This window comes from Paraburkholderia sp. SEWSISQ10-3 4 (assembly GCF_030464785.1).
GTDB lineage: Bacteria > Pseudomonadota > Gammaproteobacteria > Burkholderiales > Burkholderiaceae > Paraburkholderia > Paraburkholderia aspalathi.
In genome coordinates, this window is sequence record NZ_JALPRI010000001.1 from 384,056 (window position 1) to 404,685 (window position 20,630).

15 protein-coding genes are annotated in these 20,630 nt (G+C 60.8%); 11 read left to right on the plus strand and 4 right to left on the minus strand.

Going from position 1 to position 20,630, the window contains the following annotated elements:
* Nucleotides 1-105 precede the first annotated feature (105 nt).
* Nucleotides 106-1,389, minus strand: a complete 1,284-nt coding sequence (locus M0D68_RS01730; RefSeq protein ID WP_266223626.1) for an MFS transporter — start codon at nucleotides 1,387-1,389, stop codon at nucleotides 106-108.
* 137 nt (nucleotides 1,390-1,526) lie between these two features.
* Between M0D68_RS01730 and M0D68_RS01735 the strand changes: the two genes are divergently transcribed.
* From M0D68_RS01735 to M0D68_RS01745, 3 genes are all read left to right on the plus strand, one after another.
* Entirely contained in the window at nucleotides 1,527-2,450 is a 924-nt protein-coding gene (locus M0D68_RS01735) for a LysR family transcriptional regulator (RefSeq protein WP_211700174.1), read from the plus strand.
* Nucleotides 2,451-2,705: 255 nt separating this feature from the next.
* Nucleotides 2,706-2,942 carry a DUF4148 domain-containing protein gene (locus tag M0D68_RS01740; RefSeq protein WP_093641636.1) on the plus strand — a complete coding sequence of 79 codons (237 nt, stop codon included), beginning with the start codon at nucleotides 2,706-2,708 and terminating at the stop codon, nucleotides 2,940-2,942.
* A 187-nt stretch (nucleotides 2,943-3,129) separates the two neighbouring features.
* A complete protein-coding gene (locus M0D68_RS01745; protein WP_211700172.1) occupies nucleotides 3,130-4,485 on the plus strand; it encodes an epoxide hydrolase family protein in 1,356 nt (451 codons plus the stop codon).
* Nucleotides 4,486-4,597: 112 nt separating this feature from the next.
* Here the strand turns inward: M0D68_RS01745 and M0D68_RS01750 are convergent, their stop codons facing one another.
* A complete protein-coding gene (locus M0D68_RS01750) occupies nucleotides 4,598-5,680 on the minus strand; it encodes an aldo/keto reductase (RefSeq protein WP_266223627.1) in 1,083 nt (360 codons plus the stop codon).
* 166 nt (nucleotides 5,681-5,846) lie between these two features.
* Here M0D68_RS01750 and M0D68_RS01755 point away from each other — a divergent pair, with 166 nt between their 5' ends.
* The 6 genes from M0D68_RS01755 to M0D68_RS01780 all read left to right on the plus strand — a co-directional run bounded on the left by M0D68_RS01755 (nucleotide 5,847) and on the right by M0D68_RS01780 (nucleotide 12,372).
* The gene (locus M0D68_RS01755) at nucleotides 5,847-6,749 is read left to right on the plus strand and encodes an AraC family transcriptional regulator (protein WP_266223628.1); all 903 of its coding nucleotides are present in this window, start codon (nucleotides 5,847-5,849) and stop codon (nucleotides 6,747-6,749) included.
* A gap of 175 nt (nucleotides 6,750-6,924) precedes the next feature.
* Nucleotides 6,925-7,224, plus strand: coding sequence for a helix-turn-helix domain-containing protein (locus tag M0D68_RS01760; protein WP_234486737.1), 300 nt, complete (start codon nucleotides 6,925-6,927; stop codon nucleotides 7,222-7,224).
* Nucleotides 7,225-7,226: 2 nt separating this feature from the next.
* Nucleotides 7,227-8,450, plus strand: coding sequence for a type II toxin-antitoxin system HipA family toxin (locus M0D68_RS01765; protein ID WP_093641624.1), 1,224 nt, complete (start codon nucleotides 7,227-7,229; stop codon nucleotides 8,448-8,450).
* 62 nt (nucleotides 8,451-8,512) lie between these two features.
* Nucleotides 8,513-9,427, plus strand: coding sequence for a LysR substrate-binding domain-containing protein (locus M0D68_RS01770; protein ID WP_256456980.1), 915 nt, complete (start codon nucleotides 8,513-8,515; stop codon nucleotides 9,425-9,427).
* 180 nt (nucleotides 9,428-9,607) lie between these two features.
* On the plus strand, nucleotides 9,608-10,897 hold the full coding sequence (locus M0D68_RS01775; RefSeq protein ID WP_256456981.1) for a dicarboxylate/amino acid:cation symporter: 1,290 nt from the start codon (nucleotides 9,608-9,610) through the stop codon (nucleotides 10,895-10,897).
* Nucleotides 10,894-12,372: an aspartate/glutamate racemase family protein gene (locus tag M0D68_RS01780; protein WP_266223629.1), complete on the plus strand. Its 1,479-nt coding sequence runs from the start codon at nucleotides 10,894-10,896 to the stop codon at nucleotides 12,370-12,372. The genes M0D68_RS01775 and M0D68_RS01780 overlap by 4 nt, the downstream gene beginning before the upstream one ends.
* 125 nt (nucleotides 12,373-12,497) lie before the next feature.
* Here the strand turns inward: M0D68_RS01780 and M0D68_RS01785 are convergent, their stop codons facing one another.
* Nucleotides 12,498-15,815, minus strand: coding sequence for an adenylate/guanylate cyclase domain-containing protein (locus tag M0D68_RS01785; protein WP_266223630.1), 3,318 nt, complete (start codon nucleotides 15,813-15,815; stop codon nucleotides 12,498-12,500).
* Between the two features lie 225 nt (nucleotides 15,816-16,040).
* On the opposite strand from M0D68_RS01785, the gene M0D68_RS01790 reads away from it, so the two are divergent.
* Nucleotides 16,041-18,272, plus strand: coding sequence for a SulP family inorganic anion transporter (locus tag M0D68_RS01790; RefSeq protein ID WP_266223631.1), 2,232 nt, complete (start codon nucleotides 16,041-16,043; stop codon nucleotides 18,270-18,272).
* Nucleotides 18,273-18,312: 40 nt separating this feature from the next.
* On the opposite strand, the gene M0D68_RS01795 is transcribed toward M0D68_RS01790, so the two are convergent.
* Nucleotides 18,313-19,182, minus strand: a complete 870-nt coding sequence (locus M0D68_RS01795; protein WP_266223632.1) for a LysR substrate-binding domain-containing protein — start codon at nucleotides 19,180-19,182, stop codon at nucleotides 18,313-18,315.
* Between the two features lie 134 nt (nucleotides 19,183-19,316).
* Between M0D68_RS01795 and eno the strand changes: the two genes are divergently transcribed.
* Complete coding sequence (gene eno / locus M0D68_RS01800) at nucleotides 19,317-20,612, plus strand: phosphopyruvate hydratase (protein ID WP_200619691.1); 1,296 nt, start codon at nucleotides 19,317-19,319, stop codon at nucleotides 20,610-20,612.
* Nucleotides 20,613-20,630 lie beyond the last annotated feature (18 nt).

Here is a 20,630-nt window from a genome sequence, read left to right on the forward strand (position 1 = left end):
TGTCCCGCAGGAACGCGGCTCATTGGGTTGACTGCTGCTCCTCGACGACGCCTGCGGGTGTCTATGGAAGAGCGTCCCTATCCGGATCCGGGCGTGCCCAGATCGCTATTCTGACGGTAATCTGTTCGCGACGAGCAGCGCAGAGCCGCATAGCGCCAGGCCGGCAATTATCAGGAGTCCAAGATGCAGGTTGCCGGTTGCCGTCTTCGCCCAGCCGATGATGGCAGGCCCCCAGAATCCACCGGACAAACCGATCGTATTGATCAAGGCAATACCGCCCGCTGCCGCGTCGCCCTTGATGTATTCAGAGGGGATGGCCCAAAACACCGTGTACGCCATCCACAACATCGTCGTGGTAAGCGTCAACAGGACGAGCGTCGCGACGAGGTTACCGTCCATCAAAACCGACAGGGACAGCAAGACCGCGGCGAGCAGCGCCGGCACCGAGCTGTGATAGCGCCGTTCGCCACGTGTGTCCGATCTGCGGCCGATGAAATACATGCCGAAGGCGGCTCCAACGTACGGAATCGCCGAGTACCAGCCAAGCCGGATCGTATCGTTGACGCCTTGCGACTTCACGATGGTCGGCAGCCAGAAGCTCATGGCATAGATCGACGCAATGATGCAGAAGTACGCGCACGCCAGCAGGTAGACCTTGGGGTTGCGCAACACAGCCTTGAACGAGTGATCCCCAGCCGGTGTCGCCACGAGTTCGGCCTCGAGCAGGCGCTTCTCGTCATCGCTCAGCCAGTTGGCCTGCGCGGGCCGATCCGAAAGAACAAACAGCGTCAGCACGCCCAGCACAATGCACGGCAAGCCTTCGGCGAGAAACATCCACTGCCAGCCGGCGAGACCCGCTGTACCGGCGAAGGTAGTCATCAGCCAGGCCGAGACGGGGCCGCCGACAATACCGCCGATTGGCCCGGCGAGAAAAACGATCGCGATGGCCCGAGCCATACGCGAGGGTCCGTACCAACGCGACAGGTAAAAGATCATGCCCGGCGCGAAACCCGCTTCGAAGATGCCGAGCAGAAAGCGCATTCCGTAGAACATATGCACGTTGCGCACGAACAGCATGCAAGCCGATGTGATGCCCCACAACACTAGGATGCGGCAAAAGGTTTTCCGTGCGCCGACTCTCGGCAGCATGAGGTTGCTCGGCAGCTCGAACAGCACGTAGCCCAGAAAGAATATCCCGGCGCCCACACCGTAAGCGGCATCGGAAAAGCCAAGATCGCTTTGCATCTGCAGCTTGGCAAAACCGACGTTGACTCGATCCAGATAAGCGAACAGATAACAGATCAGAAGAAACGGCAATAGCCGCCAGTTCAGCCTGTCATAGAGCGCGGAAACATCGTCCCCGTCGATGGTGGTTTGAATTGCTGCCATGCCTGTCTCCCTGTTCACCGTTCTGTTCGGCTCGCCTTCCGGATGAATAGTGGCGACGCCCAGCCGAACTAGCAACAGCAACTAAGTTCACGTATCGTTGCTCACAGGGCAACGACAGCCATGAAAGGACAGCCGACATGCGAGAAATCAACCAGCAACGCCTCCGGTATTTCCATGAAGTACTGGCGCACGGCACGATCCGTGGCGCCGCGGATAGCCTCAACACGTCCCCCTCCGTTATTACGCGGCAGATCAAGCTGCTGGAAGACGAACTCGGCGTGATGCTGTTCGAGCGCCAGGCCCGCGGCGTCAAGCCCACTGAGTCGGCGGCGCATCTGCTCGAGTTCTGGAGAGGGTACCGGTCACAGCAGGAGAAACTGGAAGACCAGCTTCATGCTTTGCAGGGCCTCCAGCAAGGCCATGTTCAACTGGCGATCAGCGAAGGCTATGTCGATGCGCTGGTCGACGAAGTGCTCACCCCGTTTTGTGCGCGCTATCCCAAGCTGGACATCGGCGTGGAGATCCTGGCGGTCGACGATGTGCTGAATGAAGTGGCCGAAAGCCGCGCGCATATCGGTCTTGCCTATAATCCGCCGCCGCATTCGCGCATCGAATATCGCGCAAGTTCAGCGCAACCCGTCGTTCTGCTGGTTCGCCCGGAGCATCCGCTGGCCGTGAGAGGCGGCCCGGCAAGCATCGAAGACGTGCTCGCCTACCCGCTTGCGTTGATGCCGGCCACCTTCGGAATCGGCCACGCGGCAAAGATGTTGGCGTTCGCCGAGAACATCGAGATTCGTGCGACGCTCACCACGAATTCGCTAAGCGCGCTCAAGCGCTTCGTCGCGTCAGAAGACTTCGTGACGCTCGTTGGCGAATTCGCCGCGTATCGGGAGATTGCGGCGGGCGAATTGACCGTCGTGCCGATCGACCATCCCCTGTTCCGCGGTATCAAGGCGCGGCTGCTCGTCAAATCCGGCAGGCCGCTCGCGGCCGCCCCGCAGGAGATGCTCGAATGGATCCTGCGCCACATGACCATGTTCGCGGAGCCGGATAACGCCTAGCGCGTCGACGCATTCGCATCTGGCCCTGCTGGCGGAAAACCCGTGATTCGTATCGCAATGTATCTGGGCCTCCAGGTGATACAGAACATTGCAATTGCCCCGGTTTCTCGACACAAGTCAGATACGTCGGGACGTTCTAATGCATCAACGCCGGATGCAAGACACAAGCAAATCGCAGATGACTGATCGAATTGCTGCCCTTGCTCCTGACATCGCGGCGCCTTCCTTTTAATTGATTGGTTCACGGAGAATGATATGAAAACCTCAATGATCGCTTTGGCATTCGCTGCATTCGCTACCGCTGGCTTCGCTCACGCGTCCGAAGCTCCTGCAACAACCAGTGCTCAATCGGCCGCCCCGCAAGTGCAGCAATGGAACCCGAGCCAAACTGGCGCAACGCAGAAGACCCGCGCAGAGGTCCGCCACGAACTGGTGCAAGCCCAGCAGGATGGTCAGCTCGCGCAGCTCAGCAGCTTGTATCGCGGCAGCTGATTATCTGAGCTCCAACGGATTGAACTATGCTTCCAATACGGTAAGTAATCCTCTTGGTTCAAGATCCTTCGTACGATCCACAACGCCCACACTGAGCACGCTCGGCGTGGGCGTATCGCGTTCAATCGCTCGTAGGACCACGCTGCCATTGATCGGGAACCTCGCTCTGTCGCCCATCGGAAATGCCATGTCAGACACCATCCTTCCCCAATCGCCGTCTCGCCGTCGTTTTGTTAGTGTGGCAGCGGCGGCCGTTGCCGCGGGCTCGCTGAGTCAGCTCGCTTTTGCAGAAACGAATCAAGCGATTACTGAAATTGCCAAGCCGGCCGGCGGCGACAAGACCGCTATTCGTCCACTTCGCGTGCATGTGCCGGAATCGCAACTGATCGACTTGCGCAGGCGCATCAAAGCCACAAGGTGGCCTGACCGCGAAACCGTTACGGATGACTCGCAAGGCGTGCCGCTCGCGATGATTCAGGAATTCGCGCGCCATTGGGCGACCGATTACGATTGGCGCAAGTGCGAGGCGAAGCTGAATTCGCTGCCGAATTTCGTGACCGAGATCGACGAACTGGACATTCATTTCATCCACGTTCGCTCGAAACATGAAAATGCGATGCCGCTCATCGTCACGCACGGATGGCCCGGCTCAGTCATCGAGATGTTGAAGGTTATCGATCCGCTGACCAATCCCACGGCATACGGCGCAAGCGCGTCGGATGCTTTTCATCTGGTCATTCCGTCTTTGCCGGGCTACGGATTTTCCGGAAAACCCACCACGACCAGCTGGGGTCCTGAGCGCACCGCCCGTGCCTGGGTCGTACTCATGAAGCGCCTTGGATACGAGAAATTCGCGGCGCAAGGCGGCGATCTGGGTGGCGTCGTCGCGAATGTGATGGGTAAGCAGGCGCCGCCGGAATTGCTGGGCATCCACGTCAACTTCCCTGCGACCGTTCCGCCCGAGATTGCAAAGGCGCTCGCCGCCGGCGATCCGCCGCCATCCGGTCTCTCGGACGATGAAAAGCACGCTTACGAGCAGCTAAGCAGCGCGGCCAAGAAACGGCGTGCCTATGCGTTGGAGATGGGAACACGCCCGCAAACGCTCTACGGACTGGCGGACTCGCCGGTTGGACTGGCAAGCTGGCTGCTCGATCATGGCGACGGGTATGTTCAGCCGGCGGCGGCGCTGACTTCGGCCGTGTTCGGGCGACCCGTCAATGGAGAATCCGCAGGCGATCTGACACGGAACGATCTCCTCGACGACATCACGCTCTACTGGCTGACGAACACGGGGATTTCCGCGGCGCGCTTCTATTGGGAGTCCCACTTCAACTTCCTCGCCGCCGCCGATGTATCCGTGCCGGCAGCCGTGAGCGTCTTTCCCCGCGAGAACTATCAGGCCCCGCGAAGCTGGACGGAGCGGGCGTATCACAACCTTATCTATTACAACAGGCTCGATAAAGGCGGACACTTTGCGGCATGGGAACAGCCGCAATTATTTGCCGAAGAGGTTCGTGCCGGTTTGAGAACGCTGCGCAACTAGCGGATCATTCCCCGCTTTGGACCGACTTGATCCGATTGTTGCGCAGCGTCACGATCGCCTCAGTGCGGGCCCTCGCCGGCTTCCGGTTACGATCCTCGGTCTTCCGTACGCATCAATACCGAACGCTGCTTGCGGTGACCAGGGGCAACGCTTGCGTCGGCTGTCCGTCGACCGTGGCGCCGGCGAAGATAAAACTCGGCGAAAGATGAGCATTGATATCAGCGGGGAAGTTGAGCGCGGGCTTCGACACTTCGTCGAGCATCGCGATCTGCGCAGCGCTGAGCTCGAGGTCCAGCGCAGTCAAGTTGGTCCGCAGTTGATCGATACGTCGTGCGCCGACGATCGTCGAGGTCACGCCGCGCCGTTGGTGAACCCATGCGAGCGCGACCGCAGCGGGGCTCACCTGAAGTTCAGCGGCGACCGCCACAAGCACGTCGATCACCGGAAACTCCTTGTCACCCGGCACACCGACAAGCGCCGAGCGTTCCGACTTCACAGCTTGAGTGTTTTCGCGCGTGTATTTGCCCGACAACCAGCCGTTCTTCAACGGACTCCATGGCATGACACCTATGCCGAGTTCTTCGGCCATCGGTATCAGTTCGCCTTCGGCTGTCCTCTCCAGCAGCGAATACTCGACTTGCATCGCAATGATCCGGTTCCAGCCGCGAAACTGCGCCATGGTCTGCGCTTGCGCGACCTTCCAGGCCGGTGTGTCGGAGATTCCGATGTAGCGAATCTTTCCAGAGGCGACCAGATCGTCGAGTGCGCGCATCGTCTCGTCGATCGGTGTGGTCCGGTCCCAGTTGTGAATCCAGTAGAGATCGATGTAGTCCGTCTGCAGGCGGCGCAACGACGCTTCGCATTGTTCGACCATCGCCTTGCGTCCGGCGCCTCCACCGTTCGGATCGCCAACGTGCAGGTTGCCGACAAACTTCGTCGCAATGACGCTGCGATGACGACGGTCCTTGCGCGCCGCAAAGAAGTCTCCGATGATTTTTTCCGAATGGCCTAGCGTATAGATGTTGGCCGTATCGATGAAATTCCCACCGCGCTCCAGGTACTCCGAAAGTATGGCTTCGGATTCGGCGGAGCTCGTGCCCCAACCCCAGTCTTCACCGAAGGTCATCGTCCCAAGACAAAAGGGACTCACGCGTAGACCAGAGGATCCGAGCGTGACGTATGAATCGAGCGACATAAAGTTTCTCCTGGAAAATGAGCCGACTGGCTAGCTCCAATGAGACCATCGCACAAGTGCGGCACGGTAGACCGAAACGCGCAAGCTCTTGCACAATCCTCTCAGATTGGATCGATTCGGGCAGATCCGCTTGCGCTTTCATCGCTCGCCAGGATACGTTTGAGTTATGGATACGATCGCTGAACTTCGCACCTTGATTGGCCGCCATGCTGTCGACGACGTGACGGCAACAAGCCTGCCCGGGGTCATCGTGTCGGTGTCGACCGCACAAACGCACTCGGTTCATCGCATCTACGAGCCAGTCTTCGCTCTGGTCGCCCAGGGCGCAAAGCGCGCGACCCTCGGCGACCAGTTCCTCGAATATCACGCGGGACAATGTCTGGTCGTGACCGTCGATCTCCCAATGTCCGGACACGTGATCGAAGCGAGCGCGAAAAAGCCGTTTCTGGCAGTGGGCCTGAAGTTGAAACCCGCGACTATCGCTTCATTGTTGCTCGACACCGCATCGGACGCACCTGTGGCGATGAACCCGTTCGGCGCAGCTGTCGCCGAAGCGACGCCCGAACTGCTTGATCCATTTGTGCGGCTGCTGCGGTTGCTTGAGCATCCGGAAGACGTGCCCGTTCTCGCGCCGATGATCGAGCGCGAAATCTTGTGGCGGATACTCACAGGAAGCCAGGGTGCGCTGCTGCGGCAAGTCGGCCTTGCCGACAGCCGCCTGTCGCACGTCGGGCGCGCGATTCGCTGGATCCGCATGCACTACGCGGAGATGCTTCACACCGAAGAGCTCGCGGAGCTGGCGGCGATGAGCGTGTCCTCATTCCATCGGCACTTTCGCGCCGTCACCGCCATGAGCCCGCTGCAGTACCAGAAGCAGATCAGGCTTCAGGAAGCCCGCACACAACTGCTGACCACGTCGAAGGACATTGCCAGCGTGGGGATGAGCGTTGGTTATGACAGCGCCTCCCAATTCAGCCGTGAGTACAGCCGGCTGTTCGGAAGACCGCCGGGGAGGGATGCGGAGCGGCTGCGATCGTCGGCCATGCAGGGAGGTGGTGCAACTGCGTGATCGTGAGTGACTTCAACGTCGATTTCTAATAATCATCACTTTTTGGTCGGTTAACCGCGAAAATTCAACGTAAACGGCAAAAATTTGCCTGTTAACTGCGACTTGCCTTGCCGCACTGAACATCAACCGGTAAAATATCACCGTTTATCGGCGAATTTAAAGGATAACCGGCGAAATGTTGCTCTTTGATCTCGCTACCGCAGATGAAATTGCGCTTGAGCTGGGTCACCGGCTACGCGCGCAGCGCCTCGCCCAGAATCTGCAGCAGAGTGAACTGGCCTCCCGTGCAGGGGTGTCGGAACGCGTGGTACGTAACCTCGAGCGTACCGGGAAGGCAACGCTTGAGAGTCTTCTCCGGGTAGCTATGGCGCTTGGGCTGACCGGCTCGCTGTCGCCTCTATTCGAATACAAACCGAACTCCATTCGCGCGATGGAGCAGGCGAGCGCCACGCGCGAACGAGCTTCCCGGAGGTGACGATGAAAAAACTGAGCGTCGTCTACGCCGGCTGGAGCGAGCGCTTCGAACTGGGCAAGCTCGGGGACGACGGAACAAACCTGATATTCGAGTACTCTTCCGAAGCGCTGCAACGCGGTCTTGAGCTTTCGCCCTTGCATCTGGCATTGCGTCAGCAGGCCTACGATAGTTTCCCGGACTACCAGTTCCGCTTGCCAGGGCTCGTTTCTGATGCCCTGCCCGACGGCTGGGGCATGCTACTAATGGACCGTCTCTTTCGGCAGCGGGGTTGGGAGCCTGCGCGGATGTCCCCGCTCGACCGTCTTGCGTTCATTGGCGAGAAGGCAATGGGTGCTCTTGTTTTTGAGCCGACTCAGGGAGACGATCTTCAACCTTCAGATGTGCAACTGATCGAGCTTGCCCGGGAGGTCCGCGAAGTGATGACGGACGGCAGTACCGAGTTGCTGCGTGAACTCGTCCTGATGGGCGGTTCACCTCACGGCGCCCGCCCTAAAGTGCTGGTCAACTTCGACCCGCACAGTGGCCGCATGTCGAATTCGGAGCAGAGTGCCGGCACGCCCTGGCTGGTCAAATTTCCTGCCCAGTACGACCACAAGGAAGTGTGCGCAGTCGAGGCGCTGTATGCCGTGCTTGCGCAAGCGTGTGAAATTCCGGTGCCGGCAACAAGGTACTTTGACCTCGGCCCCCGTCTTTCAGCATTCGGCATCGAGCGTTTCGACCGGTCTGGCGCTCAGCGCGTGCCAATGCACACCGCTGCCGGCGCGCTGAACGCCAACTTCCGATATCCATCGATTGACTATGGTTCGCTTCTGAAATTGACTCGCTTCATTACGCGGGACGAGCGTGAAGTGTTGCGGGCCTTTGAACGCTGTGTGTTTAATGTGGTGTTCAACAATCGGGACGACCACACAAAAAACTTTTCGTTCCGCCTGTCTGCGCAGGGGCAGTGGCAATTCTCACCGGCTTACGACTTGACCTTCAACGAAGGGCCGGGTGGCGAGCATCAAATGGACGTGTGCGGCGAGAGCCGTGAGCCGGCGCGTAAGCATCTATTGCAGCTTGCCAACCTGACGGGTGTACCGGCCCGTGCCGCGGAGGCGGTCATTGAACGCACTGCGGATGTGGCCAGCCGGTTTCGGGATCAAGCGAAGAGTTTTTCCATTCGGCGCGCAACGGTAAGCCTGATCGCAGGCAAGATAGAAACGAACCGCTCGCGCATGCTGTGAGGCGAGATCGATGATCAAGCACACTGACAGCACTCGCACTCGCCACACACATCGGACCCGACATGGAAATCAAGTGGATTGAGGACTTCATTGCGCTCTCCCAGTATCAGAGCTTCTCGCGGGCGGCGGAATTCCGGAATGTCACCCAGTCGGGCTTCAGCAGGCGCATTCAGTCGCTTGAGCAGTGGGTGGGCGCGGACCTCATCGACCGAAGCAGCTTCCCTCCCACGCTGACGCCTGCCGGACAACTGTTTCGCGAGGCAGCGGTAGATATTCTTGGGAAGCTATTCGATACGCGAGCCATCATTCGCATCGACCAACGCATGGCGGGCAAAGGCTTGCAGATTGCAGCAGGCCACACGATCGCGCTAAGTTTCCTGCCTGCCTGGTTAAAAGCGCTCACTGCCCGTTTCGGCGAGGTACGTGCCCGGGTGATACCCACCAATGTCCACGACTCCATCCTGATGCTCGTGAACGGCAACTGCGAATTGATGTTTGCCTATCATCACCCGGAACTGCCTCTCCACCTCGACCCGATCAGGTACGAGCATCTCACCGTAGGTGTCGATGTACTGATGCCAGTCTGCAGGCCGAATCCGCGTGGCGCGCCGATATTCCGGTTGCCGGGCACGGCCGCGCGTCCCTTGCCGTTGATTACGTACACGGAAACCAGCTATTTCGGCCGCTGCCTCGCACTCCTCCTCGGCCGGGTCGACGCAACCCCAGCTTTGCGGCCTCACTACGAGTCCGATATGGCCGAGGTCCTCAAGAAACTGGTCCTGGAAGGCGAAGGCGTTGCCTGGCTGCCAAAAAGCTCGATCGGCGCCGAGCTCGATGCGGGCGAACTCGTCCCTGCCGGCCGGGATACGTGGCATCTCGAGGTTGAACTTCGCGTCTACCGGGATGCCTCGAATCGCAGTGAGTTTCTGGACACGCTCTGGCGCCACCTTCGCGCCGAATCGCAGGCTGTCGATTAAGGGTAATCCCGCGTTATGCGAGTCTCGCATATCCCCATGCAGGACCCGCATTGAGTCTTTTTTGATCATCTCTATCATCCGTCCATACACAGAAACGTCGCTCCTCTAGCGGCGTTTTTGCCTCCTGCCAGCGTACGGTGGTCGCGTCAGACCCTTGTGCGCCTTCTCGGACTGATGGAAATGAAAAACCGCCTAACGTTCTATATTGTGGTCGGCATGGTGCTCGGCGTGATTGTCGGTTACGTGTGCCATCGGACCGTAGCCGATGCTGCGGAAGCCAAGACAATCGCCGGTTACTTCTCGATCATTACCGACATCTTCTTGCGCCTCGTGAAGATGATTATCGCGCCGCTCGTCTTCGCTACGTTGGTGTCCGGACTCGCCGGAATGGAAGGGACGAGCGACGTGCGCAGAATTGGCTTCAGGTCGGTGGGATGGTTCGTGTGCGCATCGCTTTTCTCGCTCGCGCTTGGCCTCATCCTGGCGAATGCGCTGCAACCCGGCGCCGGCTTGCATATGACGCAGACCAGTTCCGATGTCGCCACCGGCCTCAACACCGCGGGTCTGAACTTCAAGGACTTCGTCACGCACGCGTTCCCTTCCAGCATCATCGATGCGATGGCCCGGAATGACATTCTTCAAATCCTCGTCTTTTCCGTGCTGTTTGGTGTGGTGCTGAGTGCCATCAAAACGGACCCGCGCGTCACGCCGTTGATCGCCGGCATCGATGCGCTCGTCCCCGCGATGCTGAAGCTGACCGACTATGTGATGCGACTCGCTCCGATTGGTGTCTTCGGCGCCCTTGCCTCCGCGATTACGGTGCACGGCCTGGACGTGTTGACCACTTACGGCAAACTCGTCGGAAGCTTCTACCTCGGCCTCGTCCTGCTGTGGGCTGTGCTCATCCTCGTTGGTCATGTTTTTCTGGGCAAATCGATCTGGAAGTTGTTGAAAGCGGTCCGGGAACCCGCGATGCTCGCCTTCTCTACTGCAAGCAGTGAAGCTGCTTATCCGCGTCTGACCGAGAAGCTTGAACAGTTCGGTATCGACAAGAAGGTCGTCGGCTTCACCTTGCCACTCGGCTACGCGTTCAACCTCGACGGATCGATGATGTACCAGGCGTTTGCCGCGATCTTTATCGCGCAAGCCTTCGGCATCGACATGCCGCTCAGCGCTCAAATCATGATGTTGCTGGTGCTTATGTTGAGCAGCAAGGGGATGGCCGGCGTCGCAAGAGGTTCCGTGGTGGTGGTTGCGGCCGTTGCCCCGATGTTTCATTTGCCGCCGTCCGGCGTGGTGTTGATCCTCGCCATCGATCAGATTCTCGATATGGGGCGAACCGCCACGAACGTGATCGGTAACAGCATCGCGACGGCCGTGATTGCGAAGTGGGAGGCCAAGCGGGTTGCCAGGCAGAACGACGCAGAGAACAACGTTGTCCTGGGCCAACTGCAAGGCGAAGCAAAATGATCAGCGCAAACGTGCTGAGCGGGAAAAAGTTCGGTGTGGTGGGCGGCCTGGGTCCACTGGCGAGCGCGGATGTCTTTTTCAAGCTCGTCAAATCGACGCCCGCCTCGAGCGATGCCGAACACGTCGATGTCATTTTCGAGCAGCATCCCTTCCGAAGCGCGGCCATAGGAAGCGAGGCGACGACTCAACGGAAACTGTACATCTTCGACATGATTAGCGGTTTCGAGAAGAGGGGTGTGACGACCGTCGTACTGCCCTGCTTTCTCAGCCACACGTTTATCGACGAGCTAAAGGCTAATTCGCCCTTGCAGATTGTCGATATGGTGGAAGCCGTCCGCAGCCATGTCCGAAGAAAATTTCCCGCCGCACGACGAATCGGCGTGCTGACCTCGGACTACACCCATCGAAAGGGGTTATTCGAGAAGTATTTCGCGGAGCCGGAATTTGAAGTCATTCATCCCCGCCCGCGCGACAGTGTCGACCTCATCACCGAAGCCGTCTACGGCGCGAACGCCATCAAGAGCGGAAATCTGTCTGGCCGGCCCGTCGCGCTTCTGCGCGAGGCGTGCGAGGACCTCATCGCGCAAGGCGCACAAATCATCGTGCCGGGTCTGACGGAGATTGCGCTCGTGGCGGAGGAAATGGGCTCATTTCGAGTACCGCTGATCGATTCGAATCTTGCGTATGCGCAGTATGTGATCGCGGGTGAATACGGTTTGCCCGAATCCATTTTCAAAGTGGGAGTGGTCGGTGGAGTTGGGCCTGCAGCGACTGTGGACTTCATGCAGAAGATCGTACGCAATACGCCGGCGAATCGGGATCAGGACCATATCAGGCTTCTGATCGAACAGAATCCGCAGATTCCAGACCGCACAGAAAACCTGATCGGTGACGGGCCCGACCCGACGATTTCGCTTTACGCGACCTGCAAGAAACTCGAGTCGGGCGACGCGGACCTCATCGCGATTCCGTGTAACACCGCTCACGCATTTGTCGAACGCATTCAACCGTATCTGGGGATACCGATCGTCAACATGCTGACGGTGACGGTCCGCCATCTGCGCGAAACGTTTCCGCTCCTGCGCTCCGTTGGCGTGCTGGCCACCTCCGGCACGATCGCAAGCGGCGTCTATGAAAAGGCCCTCGAATCGCAGGGTTTGCGGCAAATCGTTCCGAACGCGGAATTGCAGGCCCGCGTGATGGATGCGATCTACGGCAAGGAAGGGGTAAAAGCCGGATTCACTACCGGGCAATGCCTCGACGACATTGCCGCTGCCATTGATGGGCTTATAGCGGAAGGCGTCGAGGTCATCGTCCTGGGATGTACAGAGTTGCCGCTTTTATTGCCACAGACGAGTTTCGTGGGCACGACTGGCGCACGCGTGAGTCTTGTCGATCCAACCGATGTCCTTGCACAGCAATGCGTAACCCTGGCGACGGCGGCTGCGGAACGCCCTGTTTCTTTGCGCTGTTAAATCCTTGTAGGAGACCACGCTATTGCCGATGGAGCAAACGGCAACTAACCCAGGCAAGGTTCAGCAGGCCTTCTCGGCTACCTTTTGACCGGGGCCCGGCACGTTGTGATTAGTTGCGCGCGCCGCTACGCGGCGAGCGCAGCGTCCACCGCAGGCAGATAGCTATCGAAGCCGGCTTCCACGAGGGCTGCACGCACACGCTCTAGTTCGTGCTGTATTTCTTCACCGGCGTGGTCTTGCTGCGCGCGAGCGAGAACACGGCCGCGCGCCACAAACAGGTCCGCCCACGGCAGCGGTTCGGCGCGCGTATAGCCTTCGAGGGCTGCGACATAGCGCAGTGCGCCAGCCGAGTCGCCGGCGGACAGCATCGCTTCGATGGCGTCACGATAGAACCACAGATGATTGTGACCCACCGCGCCGCGCTCCAACATGTCGGCACCTTCGGCGAGCAGACGCGCGCGTTCGCCGTCGTCCTCGACGGCACGGCTCAGTGCGCCCACCGCCTTGGGCGCACTGAACTGCGTGCCCACCTCGCGGCACAGCGCCAGCGCTTCACGCAACAACGCCGTGGCCTCACGCCGATGGTCGGTCGCGAGCAGCACGCGTGCCCGCATTTCCATATTTTGTGCCTCGAAGCGGCGAGCACCCAGTTGACGGATGATAAGGGTCTCGCACTCGAGATGGGCAAGCGTAGCCTGCATGTCGCCCAATTCGTAGCTGGCAAACGCGCCCAGCGTTTCGCATAGCATCTGTGCACGTGGCTGGCCGACCAGCGCAGCGGTGCGTGCAGCGGCGCTGACGTCCTCGTGCGCCAGACGTGCCTCGTTGAGATAGATCCTGCTGAAGCCCGCCATCGAACGATTCGCGACCTCGATGCGGCCGAAGCCGTGTTCGCGGCTTAGCGCAACGCACCGGCTGAAGTGCTCGAAAGCAGTGCGCATGCGCCCTTGCGCGTAGGCCGCATCCGCAAGGCCGCCAAGCGCGCGCGCCTCCGCTTCCGGCGCGCCGAGGCGCTGGGCATAGGCGAGCCCGCGCTCATGTTCGCTACGACAATCGTCGATCCTGCCGAGCGGAAAGAAGATGTTGCCGCGCAGGTGATGCAGGCGCGCGAGTTCAGGTACCTGATCCAGGCGTTGCGCCACTTGCTGGGCCGCATCGAGCAGTGCGAGGGCTTCGGCGAGGCCTTCGCTCACCCGCAGACCTTCAGCGAGCCCAAGCTGGGACTGGCAGAGACTCGCTTCGTCTGGAGCGGCAGCCACCGCCGCACGGTACGTCGCGATCGATGCGGCGATGTCGCCGAGATCTCGCTGGAGTTCGCCCCTGAAACAGATCAGTGCATGGCGATCCTTATCCGCTTGCGCGATTTGCAGACCGCGCTCGACGAGCCGCAATGCCGCGTCGGCAAAGTAGGCCGCGCGTTGTGCGAGCGCGGCGTCGAGGTAGGCCCGCGGTGCACGCTCGTCCTCGGCCCGGTCGAGATGCTGGGCGCGCAGTACGGGGTCCGTCGCCGCAAACCAGTCAGCGGCGAGGCGATGCAACTCGCGCCGGCGCGCCCGCAGCAGTGTCGAGTACGCGCTCTCCTGGATGAGCGCGTGAGCAAACAGAAAATCTTCGCCCTCAGGTAAGACGAGCGCGTTGGCGACAAGCCCGTGACAGACGTACTCCGGTGCGTCGATCAGCTGCCGCAGCAACGCGAGGCCAAAGCGCTGCCCGATGACCGCGGCAGCCTGGAAGGCCTCGCGGTCGCGCGCAGTCAACCGGTCCATGCGCGCCAGCACGAGGCTCTGGATCGTCGCGGGGACCGCCTCCTCACTCCCTTCTTCGGCGTTATGCAGGAGCTGTTCGAGGAACAGCGGATTGCCGCCGGCTCGCTCGATGCAGGCACGCGCGATACGTTCGGTCGCATCGATAAAGCTGCCGGCAAGATTCAGCGCCTCGTCGCGGCGCAATGGGCCAAGGTCGATCGTGGCGAAGGGCGTGCCGCGGCAACCTGCCCGCCATGCCGCGTCGAGCGGATCGCCGTCCACGCGCGAAGTCATCACCAGCAGGCCCGGGCCGTTCGCGATCGCTACGGCGAAGGCGGCCAGGTAACCGAGCACCTGCGGGTCCGCCCAATGAAGGTCTTCCACGACAATCATGGTCGGCCCGTGCCGACAGGCATCCTGCGCGATCGCCGTTGCAACCGTGCGCTTGCCGCGCGTCCGGGCGGTGTTGTCCATCGCGTTGTAAAGCGTGCGCCCTTCGCCGGTTTGCGCAAGGTCGAGGAGGTCGTGGAGGAACATCAATTGATCGGGGCCGACGGCACCGGACGCGGCAAACCGCTCGGCTGCCGCGCGCCGCTCGTCGGAGCCGGCCGCGGGCGGCAGGCCCAGCAGACTGCCGACAATGGTGCGAATCGGGTCCTGGCCTTTGCCCACGCCGAAATCCAGCACGAGGCCGCGGTGGCTGGCAAAGCCCAGCGTTTCGACGAAACAGCGCATTTCGTCGACGAGCCGCGTCTTGCCGATGCCCGCCTCACCGCGGACATAAACAACGTGGCCGGCTCGCTGCTCGAGACATGTGCGGGCAACGCCCTTGAACTGCTCGAGTTCAGCCTTGCGGCCGACAAACACGCTGCGGCTCGCCATGACGGGTTCAAAGGAGAGACCGCGCAGACGCCACACCTGCACCGGCGAGTCGATCCCCTTGAAACGCATTGCGCCGACGGCGTCGCTCATCACGCCATCGCCCAGCGCGCGATGCACGCTATCGGAGAGCAGCGTTTCGCCGGGGCCGGCGGCGGCAACCAGCCGGGCGGCGAGGTTCACGGAGTCGCCGAGCACCGTGTAGTCCTGAACATCCGCGCGCTCGAGCGGCCCCGCGACCACCTCGCCGCTGGCGATGCCCACATGCGCCCTCAACGGAGGCGCGCCCTGCTCTCCCAGTCCGTTAAGTGCCTCATGAATCTCCAGCGCGGCACGCGCCGCGCGCAGCGGATCAGTATCGTGTGCGCGCGGTGCACCGAAGATCGCCATCACGGCATCGCCGATGTGCTTGTCGATCGTGCCGCCGTAACCGAGGACGATCCCATCGACGAGCGCGGTGTAACGGCCTGTCAACTCACGCAACTCTTCAGGATCGAGCGTCTGCGACAGCGCGGTGAAACCACACAGATCGGCGAACAGGATGGTGACTTGCCGGCGCTCGCTGGCGGCTGCATTCACGGCGGGCGGCACTGCGCACAATGCAGCGCCGCGCTGCTCGGCAATTGCCGCCAGCAGGCGCTTGCGGTGGCCGAGCGAGAGGACGCCGAGCTCTTTCAGGTCCGCGTCGTCGAGCTGTGCCAGCATCGCGAGATCGATGTCGTTCCCGGCAAATGCGGGTGCGTATTGCTCAAGCCCCAATGCATGCAGCCACTGATCGATATCCATCGCCGCCGCCCAATCCGGTGCGTGTACGAACACGCATGCTGCGTCGCAACTCATTGCGGTGCGGGTCGTCGAACCGTATGCCTGAACCGGGCCGCGTGGCACGAACAATCATACGAATCGGCGCACCGCCTGGTGCCGCGCTGCGACTGGCGCAACGTACTCCGTGTTCAAGTCCTTCCCGCCTAAAATACAGTGTACGTCCAGCGTGAAGCAAACGGCTACCGGGCGAGATTCCATCCGCCCTCACCGGGAGGCACCGTGAAGCCAGCTACCACAGGTTCCTCGCCTGTTGCCCGCTCCGCGCCACGCATCACGGGCCTGGTCGGAGACCTGTCGGCCGGCATGGTGTCGACCTTGGTCATGCTCTGCTACGCAATGAGCCTGGGCACCCTGATCTTCAGCGCGGATCTCGCCCGTTACGCCGAGCTTGGCGTACCCACCGCCTTCATCAGTTGCGTCGTGACCGCGCTGGTGATCGCCTTGACGAGTTCGATGCGCATGAATATCGCCGGACCCGACGGCAACGCGACGGCGTTTCTTGCCGGTGTGGCGGCCGGCGTCGCGAGCAGCGTGCGCGCTAATGGCGGTACGCCGCAGACAATTCTGCTGACGGTGCTGATCGCCATCGCGCTGTGTTCCGTGGTGACAGGCGTCATTTTGTATGCGGTCGGTTCGTCGAAGCGCAGCCGTTCCCTGCAATTCCTGCCTTATCCGGTCGTAGGCGGCTTCCTGGCCGGCACGGGCTTTCTCCTGCTAGCCGGCGCGTTTCGGGTCGTGACCGGCGAGCCCTTGAACTGGCACACATTGGCGCTGGTGACGCACCTGAACTGGCTGGCATGGGCACCCGCTGTGGTGGTGTGCGCGTTAGCCACGCTCCTGTCGCGCACATGGAAACACGCTGCGGCGCTGCCGATCACGCTTGCATTCGGCGTCGCACTGTTTTACGTGCTCCTGCTTGCAGAAGGTTTGTCGATCGACGACGCTCGCAACACGGGATTATTGCTTCCGCGCGCGGCGCTGCACGCGATGCGGATTCCAGAGCTGCATCTGCCGGCATCGCTGGCGCACGGGAGCGTCGACTGGTCGGCCATCGCTGCGCACTTGCCGGAGACACTCATGGTCACGTCGATCTCGGCAATCACGATCCTGATGAATTCGACGGCGATTGGCGCGGCCACGGGCGAAGACATCGATCTGAACCGCGAAATGCGGGCGGCCGGCATCGCCAACATCGCGAGCGGGATGTTAGGCGGAATGGTCGGCTATCAGTCGTACAACCGATCGATGCTCAACGCACGCGCGGGTGCGACAAGCCGTATGGCAGGCGTATTCGCTTCCCTCGCGTGTCTGTTCGTACTTGCCGTCTCGCCGGACCTGGTGGCGCTATTTCCGGTGCCGGTGCTGGTCGGGCTGCAGCTCTTCATGGGACTACGCCTGTTGATCCAGTGGCTAGTGGGCGCATATCGCCAGCTCAACTGGTATGAGTATCTGCTTGTACCGCTGATTCTGGGCGCCATTGCGTTCTACGGTGTGGTCCCGGGCGTGGTGGCCGGCGTCATCGCCGCCTGTGTGATGTTCGCCCTGCTGTACGGCCGTATCAGTTGCGTCCGGATGGAGTTCGATGGCAGTACGCGCACATCGAATGTCGAGCGCAGTATCGAGGCAACCGGACGGCTTCACGAACTAGGCGCACAGGTGTGCGGAACGTGTTTGCAGGGCTTCCTCTTCTTCGGCACCGCCAATTCGATCTTGCAGCGCGTGCGCGAACGGCTAACCCAGCACGGGCCCGTACCCGTTCGCTTTGTGGTGCTCGACTTCGCTTCGACCAACGGGTTGGACGCGTCGGTATCGGTCAGCTTCGTCAAGCTTAGGCAACTGTGCGCAACGCTTGACGCAGACCTGGTGTTGACGGGGCTGCCGGCACGCTCGCGTGACCTGCTCCTGAAGACCGGCACGCTGAACCTCCGGATTCACGAGTTCGCTACGCTGGACGCCGGGCTGGAATGGGTTGAAGACACAGTTCTCGCGTCGGACTCACGCGCGCTGCCGCGCGGCGAAGAGGATTTCCAGGCGATGCTCGCGCCGCATTTCACGTCGTGCGCGCTTGAAAGGCTGCTGGCCCTTCTGGAAGTGCGCGAGCTTGACGCGGGGCAGCCGGTGTTCCGTCACGGCGAACCAGGGGACGCCATGTACTTCGTCGAGCGCGGGCGTGTCACCGTCTTACTGCCGCTCGCGGACGGCAGGTCCTTCAGATTACGTTCGTTTGGGCCTGGTACCATCGTCGGTGAAATGGCGGTGTACACGCGACAAGTGCGCAGCGCGGACGTGCTTGCTGAGGGTCCCGCGCGTGTCCGGCGTTTGACGCTCGAGTCGTTACGTGCGCTTGAACAGGACGATCCCGAGACCGCGCAGCAAATTCATCGATTTGTCGTCAAGGTCATGGCGTTACGGCTAGCTCTCGCTGACGAGGCGTTGCGCGCGGCGCATTGAGATTGCCATCGGAAGTAAAGCAACCATCGGCACAGCAGCCCTAGCTAGCGTCCGTATATTCAAGCCGCGCGCGCAACCAGGCTATGAACTCGTTGAGGTCCTTCGGCGAGGTTCGACCTGCGGCAGGCAAGGCCATCAATCCAAACGGAAGCTGAACGAATCCCCAAGGCGCCACCAGAAGCCCTTCGTCCAGCTCCCGTCTTACAAGCCGTTTCTCGATGAGCGCCACGCCCAGACCGGACAATGCCGCCTCGATGCAAAGGTGTGTATGGGGAAACGTGATTCGGCCACCGGTTCCAATTCTGGTGCCCGTCTGTGCCTCCCAATGCGTCCATGCACTCGATGTGAAGTCGTGTGCGATACGCGTCCCCTTTGCTGCCGAGCGCCTGTTACCCGGTGTACATACAGGCCCGAAAGCGACAGGTGCCAGCGGAATTGCACGGGCACGGTCCGCCTCGGGATACGAAGTGAGATCCCACGCAATGACAAGATCAGCGCCTTCCGTCCTGATCTCTCGAGCCGAAGTCATGGACAGGCGGATCCGGATGTCCGGACGCGCGCGATAGAAATCGGCAAGGTTCGGCACCAGCCAACGCATCGCAAACGTCGCGCTGCATGCCACATGCAAGCCTGAGCCCTGCACCTGAGCCTGCAGCCTGGCATAGCCGTGCTCGAGTTGCTCGAACACTGAGCTGACGAGCACATAGAGGTCCTGCCCGTGCTGATTCAGCTTCAACCCCGTGCCTTCCTTGTCGAAAAGCGCTGAGCCGACGTGCTCCTGAAGCAGCTTCAACTGACGGCTGACCGCACCGTGGGTTCGAAACAGCTCTTCGGCCGCCTTGGTCACGGAACCGTTTCTGGCCGTTGCTTCGAACGCGCGCAACAAAGATAGCGGGGGAAGTGTATGCACCGGAAAGATCCCTTCGTTAAAAAAACTGACCAACTTCGCAATAAAACTCGGTTTTCGAATGCTACACGAGTGCGTATCTTCACGTTCATTGGAAGTTGGTCGGACAGTTTTTCTATCGTAGAGGAGGTCAAAAAATGAGCCGGATCGCGCAGGTCGTGGGTTACGAAGTCCTGGACAGCCGAGGCAATCCCACGGTTGAAGTCGAGATCACGTTGGACGATGGTTCGAAAGGCCGGGCAACGGTGCCGTCTGGCGCTTCAACTGGAGAACGCGAGGCCGTCGAGTTGCGCGACAACGACCCAGGCCGGTATCTGGGTAAAGGCGTCAGCGTGGCAGTCAATGCGGTCAACACCGATCTGCAGGACACGCTGATTGGCATGGACGCCACGGCCCAACGTGACATCGATCAAGCCATGATCGAACTCGACGGCACCGAAAACAAGCAACATCTCGGCGCGAACGCGATTCTCGGTTGCTCGATGGCCGCAGCGAACGCCGCGGCCGCGTTCAGCCGGACCTCGCTGTTTCGTTATCTTGGCGGGGTGCAGGCGTCTGTGCTGCCGGTTCCGATGATCAACATCATCAATGGCGGCGCACATGCCGACAATCCGCTCGATTTCCAGGAATTCATGATCTTGCCGACAGGCGCAACATCGTTTGCCGACAGTGTGCGCATGGGGGCCGAGGTCTTTCATACGCTTCGTGGCGCGCTCAAGCGTGGGGGGTTCAATACGAATGTTGGAGATGAAGGCGGCTTCGCCCCTCCGTTGCGCACCGCTGAGGAAGCGCTCGATCTGATCGTCGCCGCAGTCGAGGAGGCGGGGTATAGACTCGGCGTCGATATCGCGCTGGCGATAGACCCGGCGTCCAGCGAGTTCTTCAGGGACGGACGCTATGTCTATCGTGGCGAAGGCACTGAGCGCAGCATCGAAGAACAAGTCGACTATCTGGCCCGACTGGTGGCCGCGTACCCCATCGTTTCTATCGAGGATGGTGTCGCCGAAAACGATTGCGCCGGCTGGAAATTGCTGACGTCCCGGCTCGGCAGCCAATGCCAGCTCGTTGGCGACGATATCTTCTGCACCAACGAACGGCTGCTTCAGGATGGTATCGACGCATCCATAGGGAACTCGATACTCGTCAAGATGAACCAGATCGGTACACTCAGCGAAACGCTGGCCACTATTAGAGCGGCCCATCGCGCCACTTACAGCGCGGTGATTTCACATCGTTCGGGAGAAACCGAAGACGTTAGCATTGCGGATATCGCCGTCGCGACCAACTGCGGCCAGATCAAGACGGGGTCACTTTCTCGCACGGACCGAACCGCAAAATACAACCAGTTGATCCGTATCGAGCGCGAATTGGGTTCGCAAGCAACGTTTGCTGGCGCGACACCGTTCACGGCTCGCTCGCTGCGCGGCACGTAAGTCGCATGACGTGCCGCG

Coding starts and splice junctions, on each gene's coding strand:
- M0D68_RS01730 (WP_266223626.1), bottom strand. CDS start 1,389: ATGGCAGCAATTCAAACCACCATCGACGGGGACGATGTTTCCGCGCTC.
- M0D68_RS01735 (WP_211700174.1), top strand. CDS start 1,527: ATGCGAGAAATCAACCAGCAACGCCTCCGGTATTTCCATGAAGTACTG.
- M0D68_RS01740 (WP_093641636.1), top strand. CDS start 2,706: ATGAAAACCTCAATGATCGCTTTGGCATTCGCTGCATTCGCTACCGCT.
- M0D68_RS01745 (WP_211700172.1), top strand. CDS start 3,130: ATGTCAGACACCATCCTTCCCCAATCGCCGTCTCGCCGTCGTTTTGTT.
- M0D68_RS01750 (WP_266223627.1), bottom strand. CDS start 5,680: ATGTCGCTCGATTCATACGTCACGCTCGGATCCTCTGGTCTACGCGTG.
- M0D68_RS01755 (WP_266223628.1), top strand. CDS start 5,847: ATGGATACGATCGCTGAACTTCGCACCTTGATTGGCCGCCATGCTGTC.
- M0D68_RS01760 (WP_234486737.1), top strand. CDS start 6,925: ATGTTGCTCTTTGATCTCGCTACCGCAGATGAAATTGCGCTTGAGCTG.
- M0D68_RS01765 (WP_093641624.1), top strand. CDS start 7,227: ATGAAAAAACTGAGCGTCGTCTACGCCGGCTGGAGCGAGCGCTTCGAA.
- M0D68_RS01770 (WP_256456980.1), top strand. CDS start 8,513: ATGGAAATCAAGTGGATTGAGGACTTCATTGCGCTCTCCCAGTATCAG.
- M0D68_RS01775 (WP_256456981.1), top strand. CDS start 9,608: ATGAAAAACCGCCTAACGTTCTATATTGTGGTCGGCATGGTGCTCGGC.
- M0D68_RS01780 (WP_266223629.1), top strand. CDS start 10,894: ATGATCAGCGCAAACGTGCTGAGCGGGAAAAAGTTCGGTGTGGTGGGC.
- eno (WP_200619691.1), top strand. CDS start 19,317: ATGAGCCGGATCGCGCAGGTCGTGGGTTACGAAGTCCTGGACAGCCGA.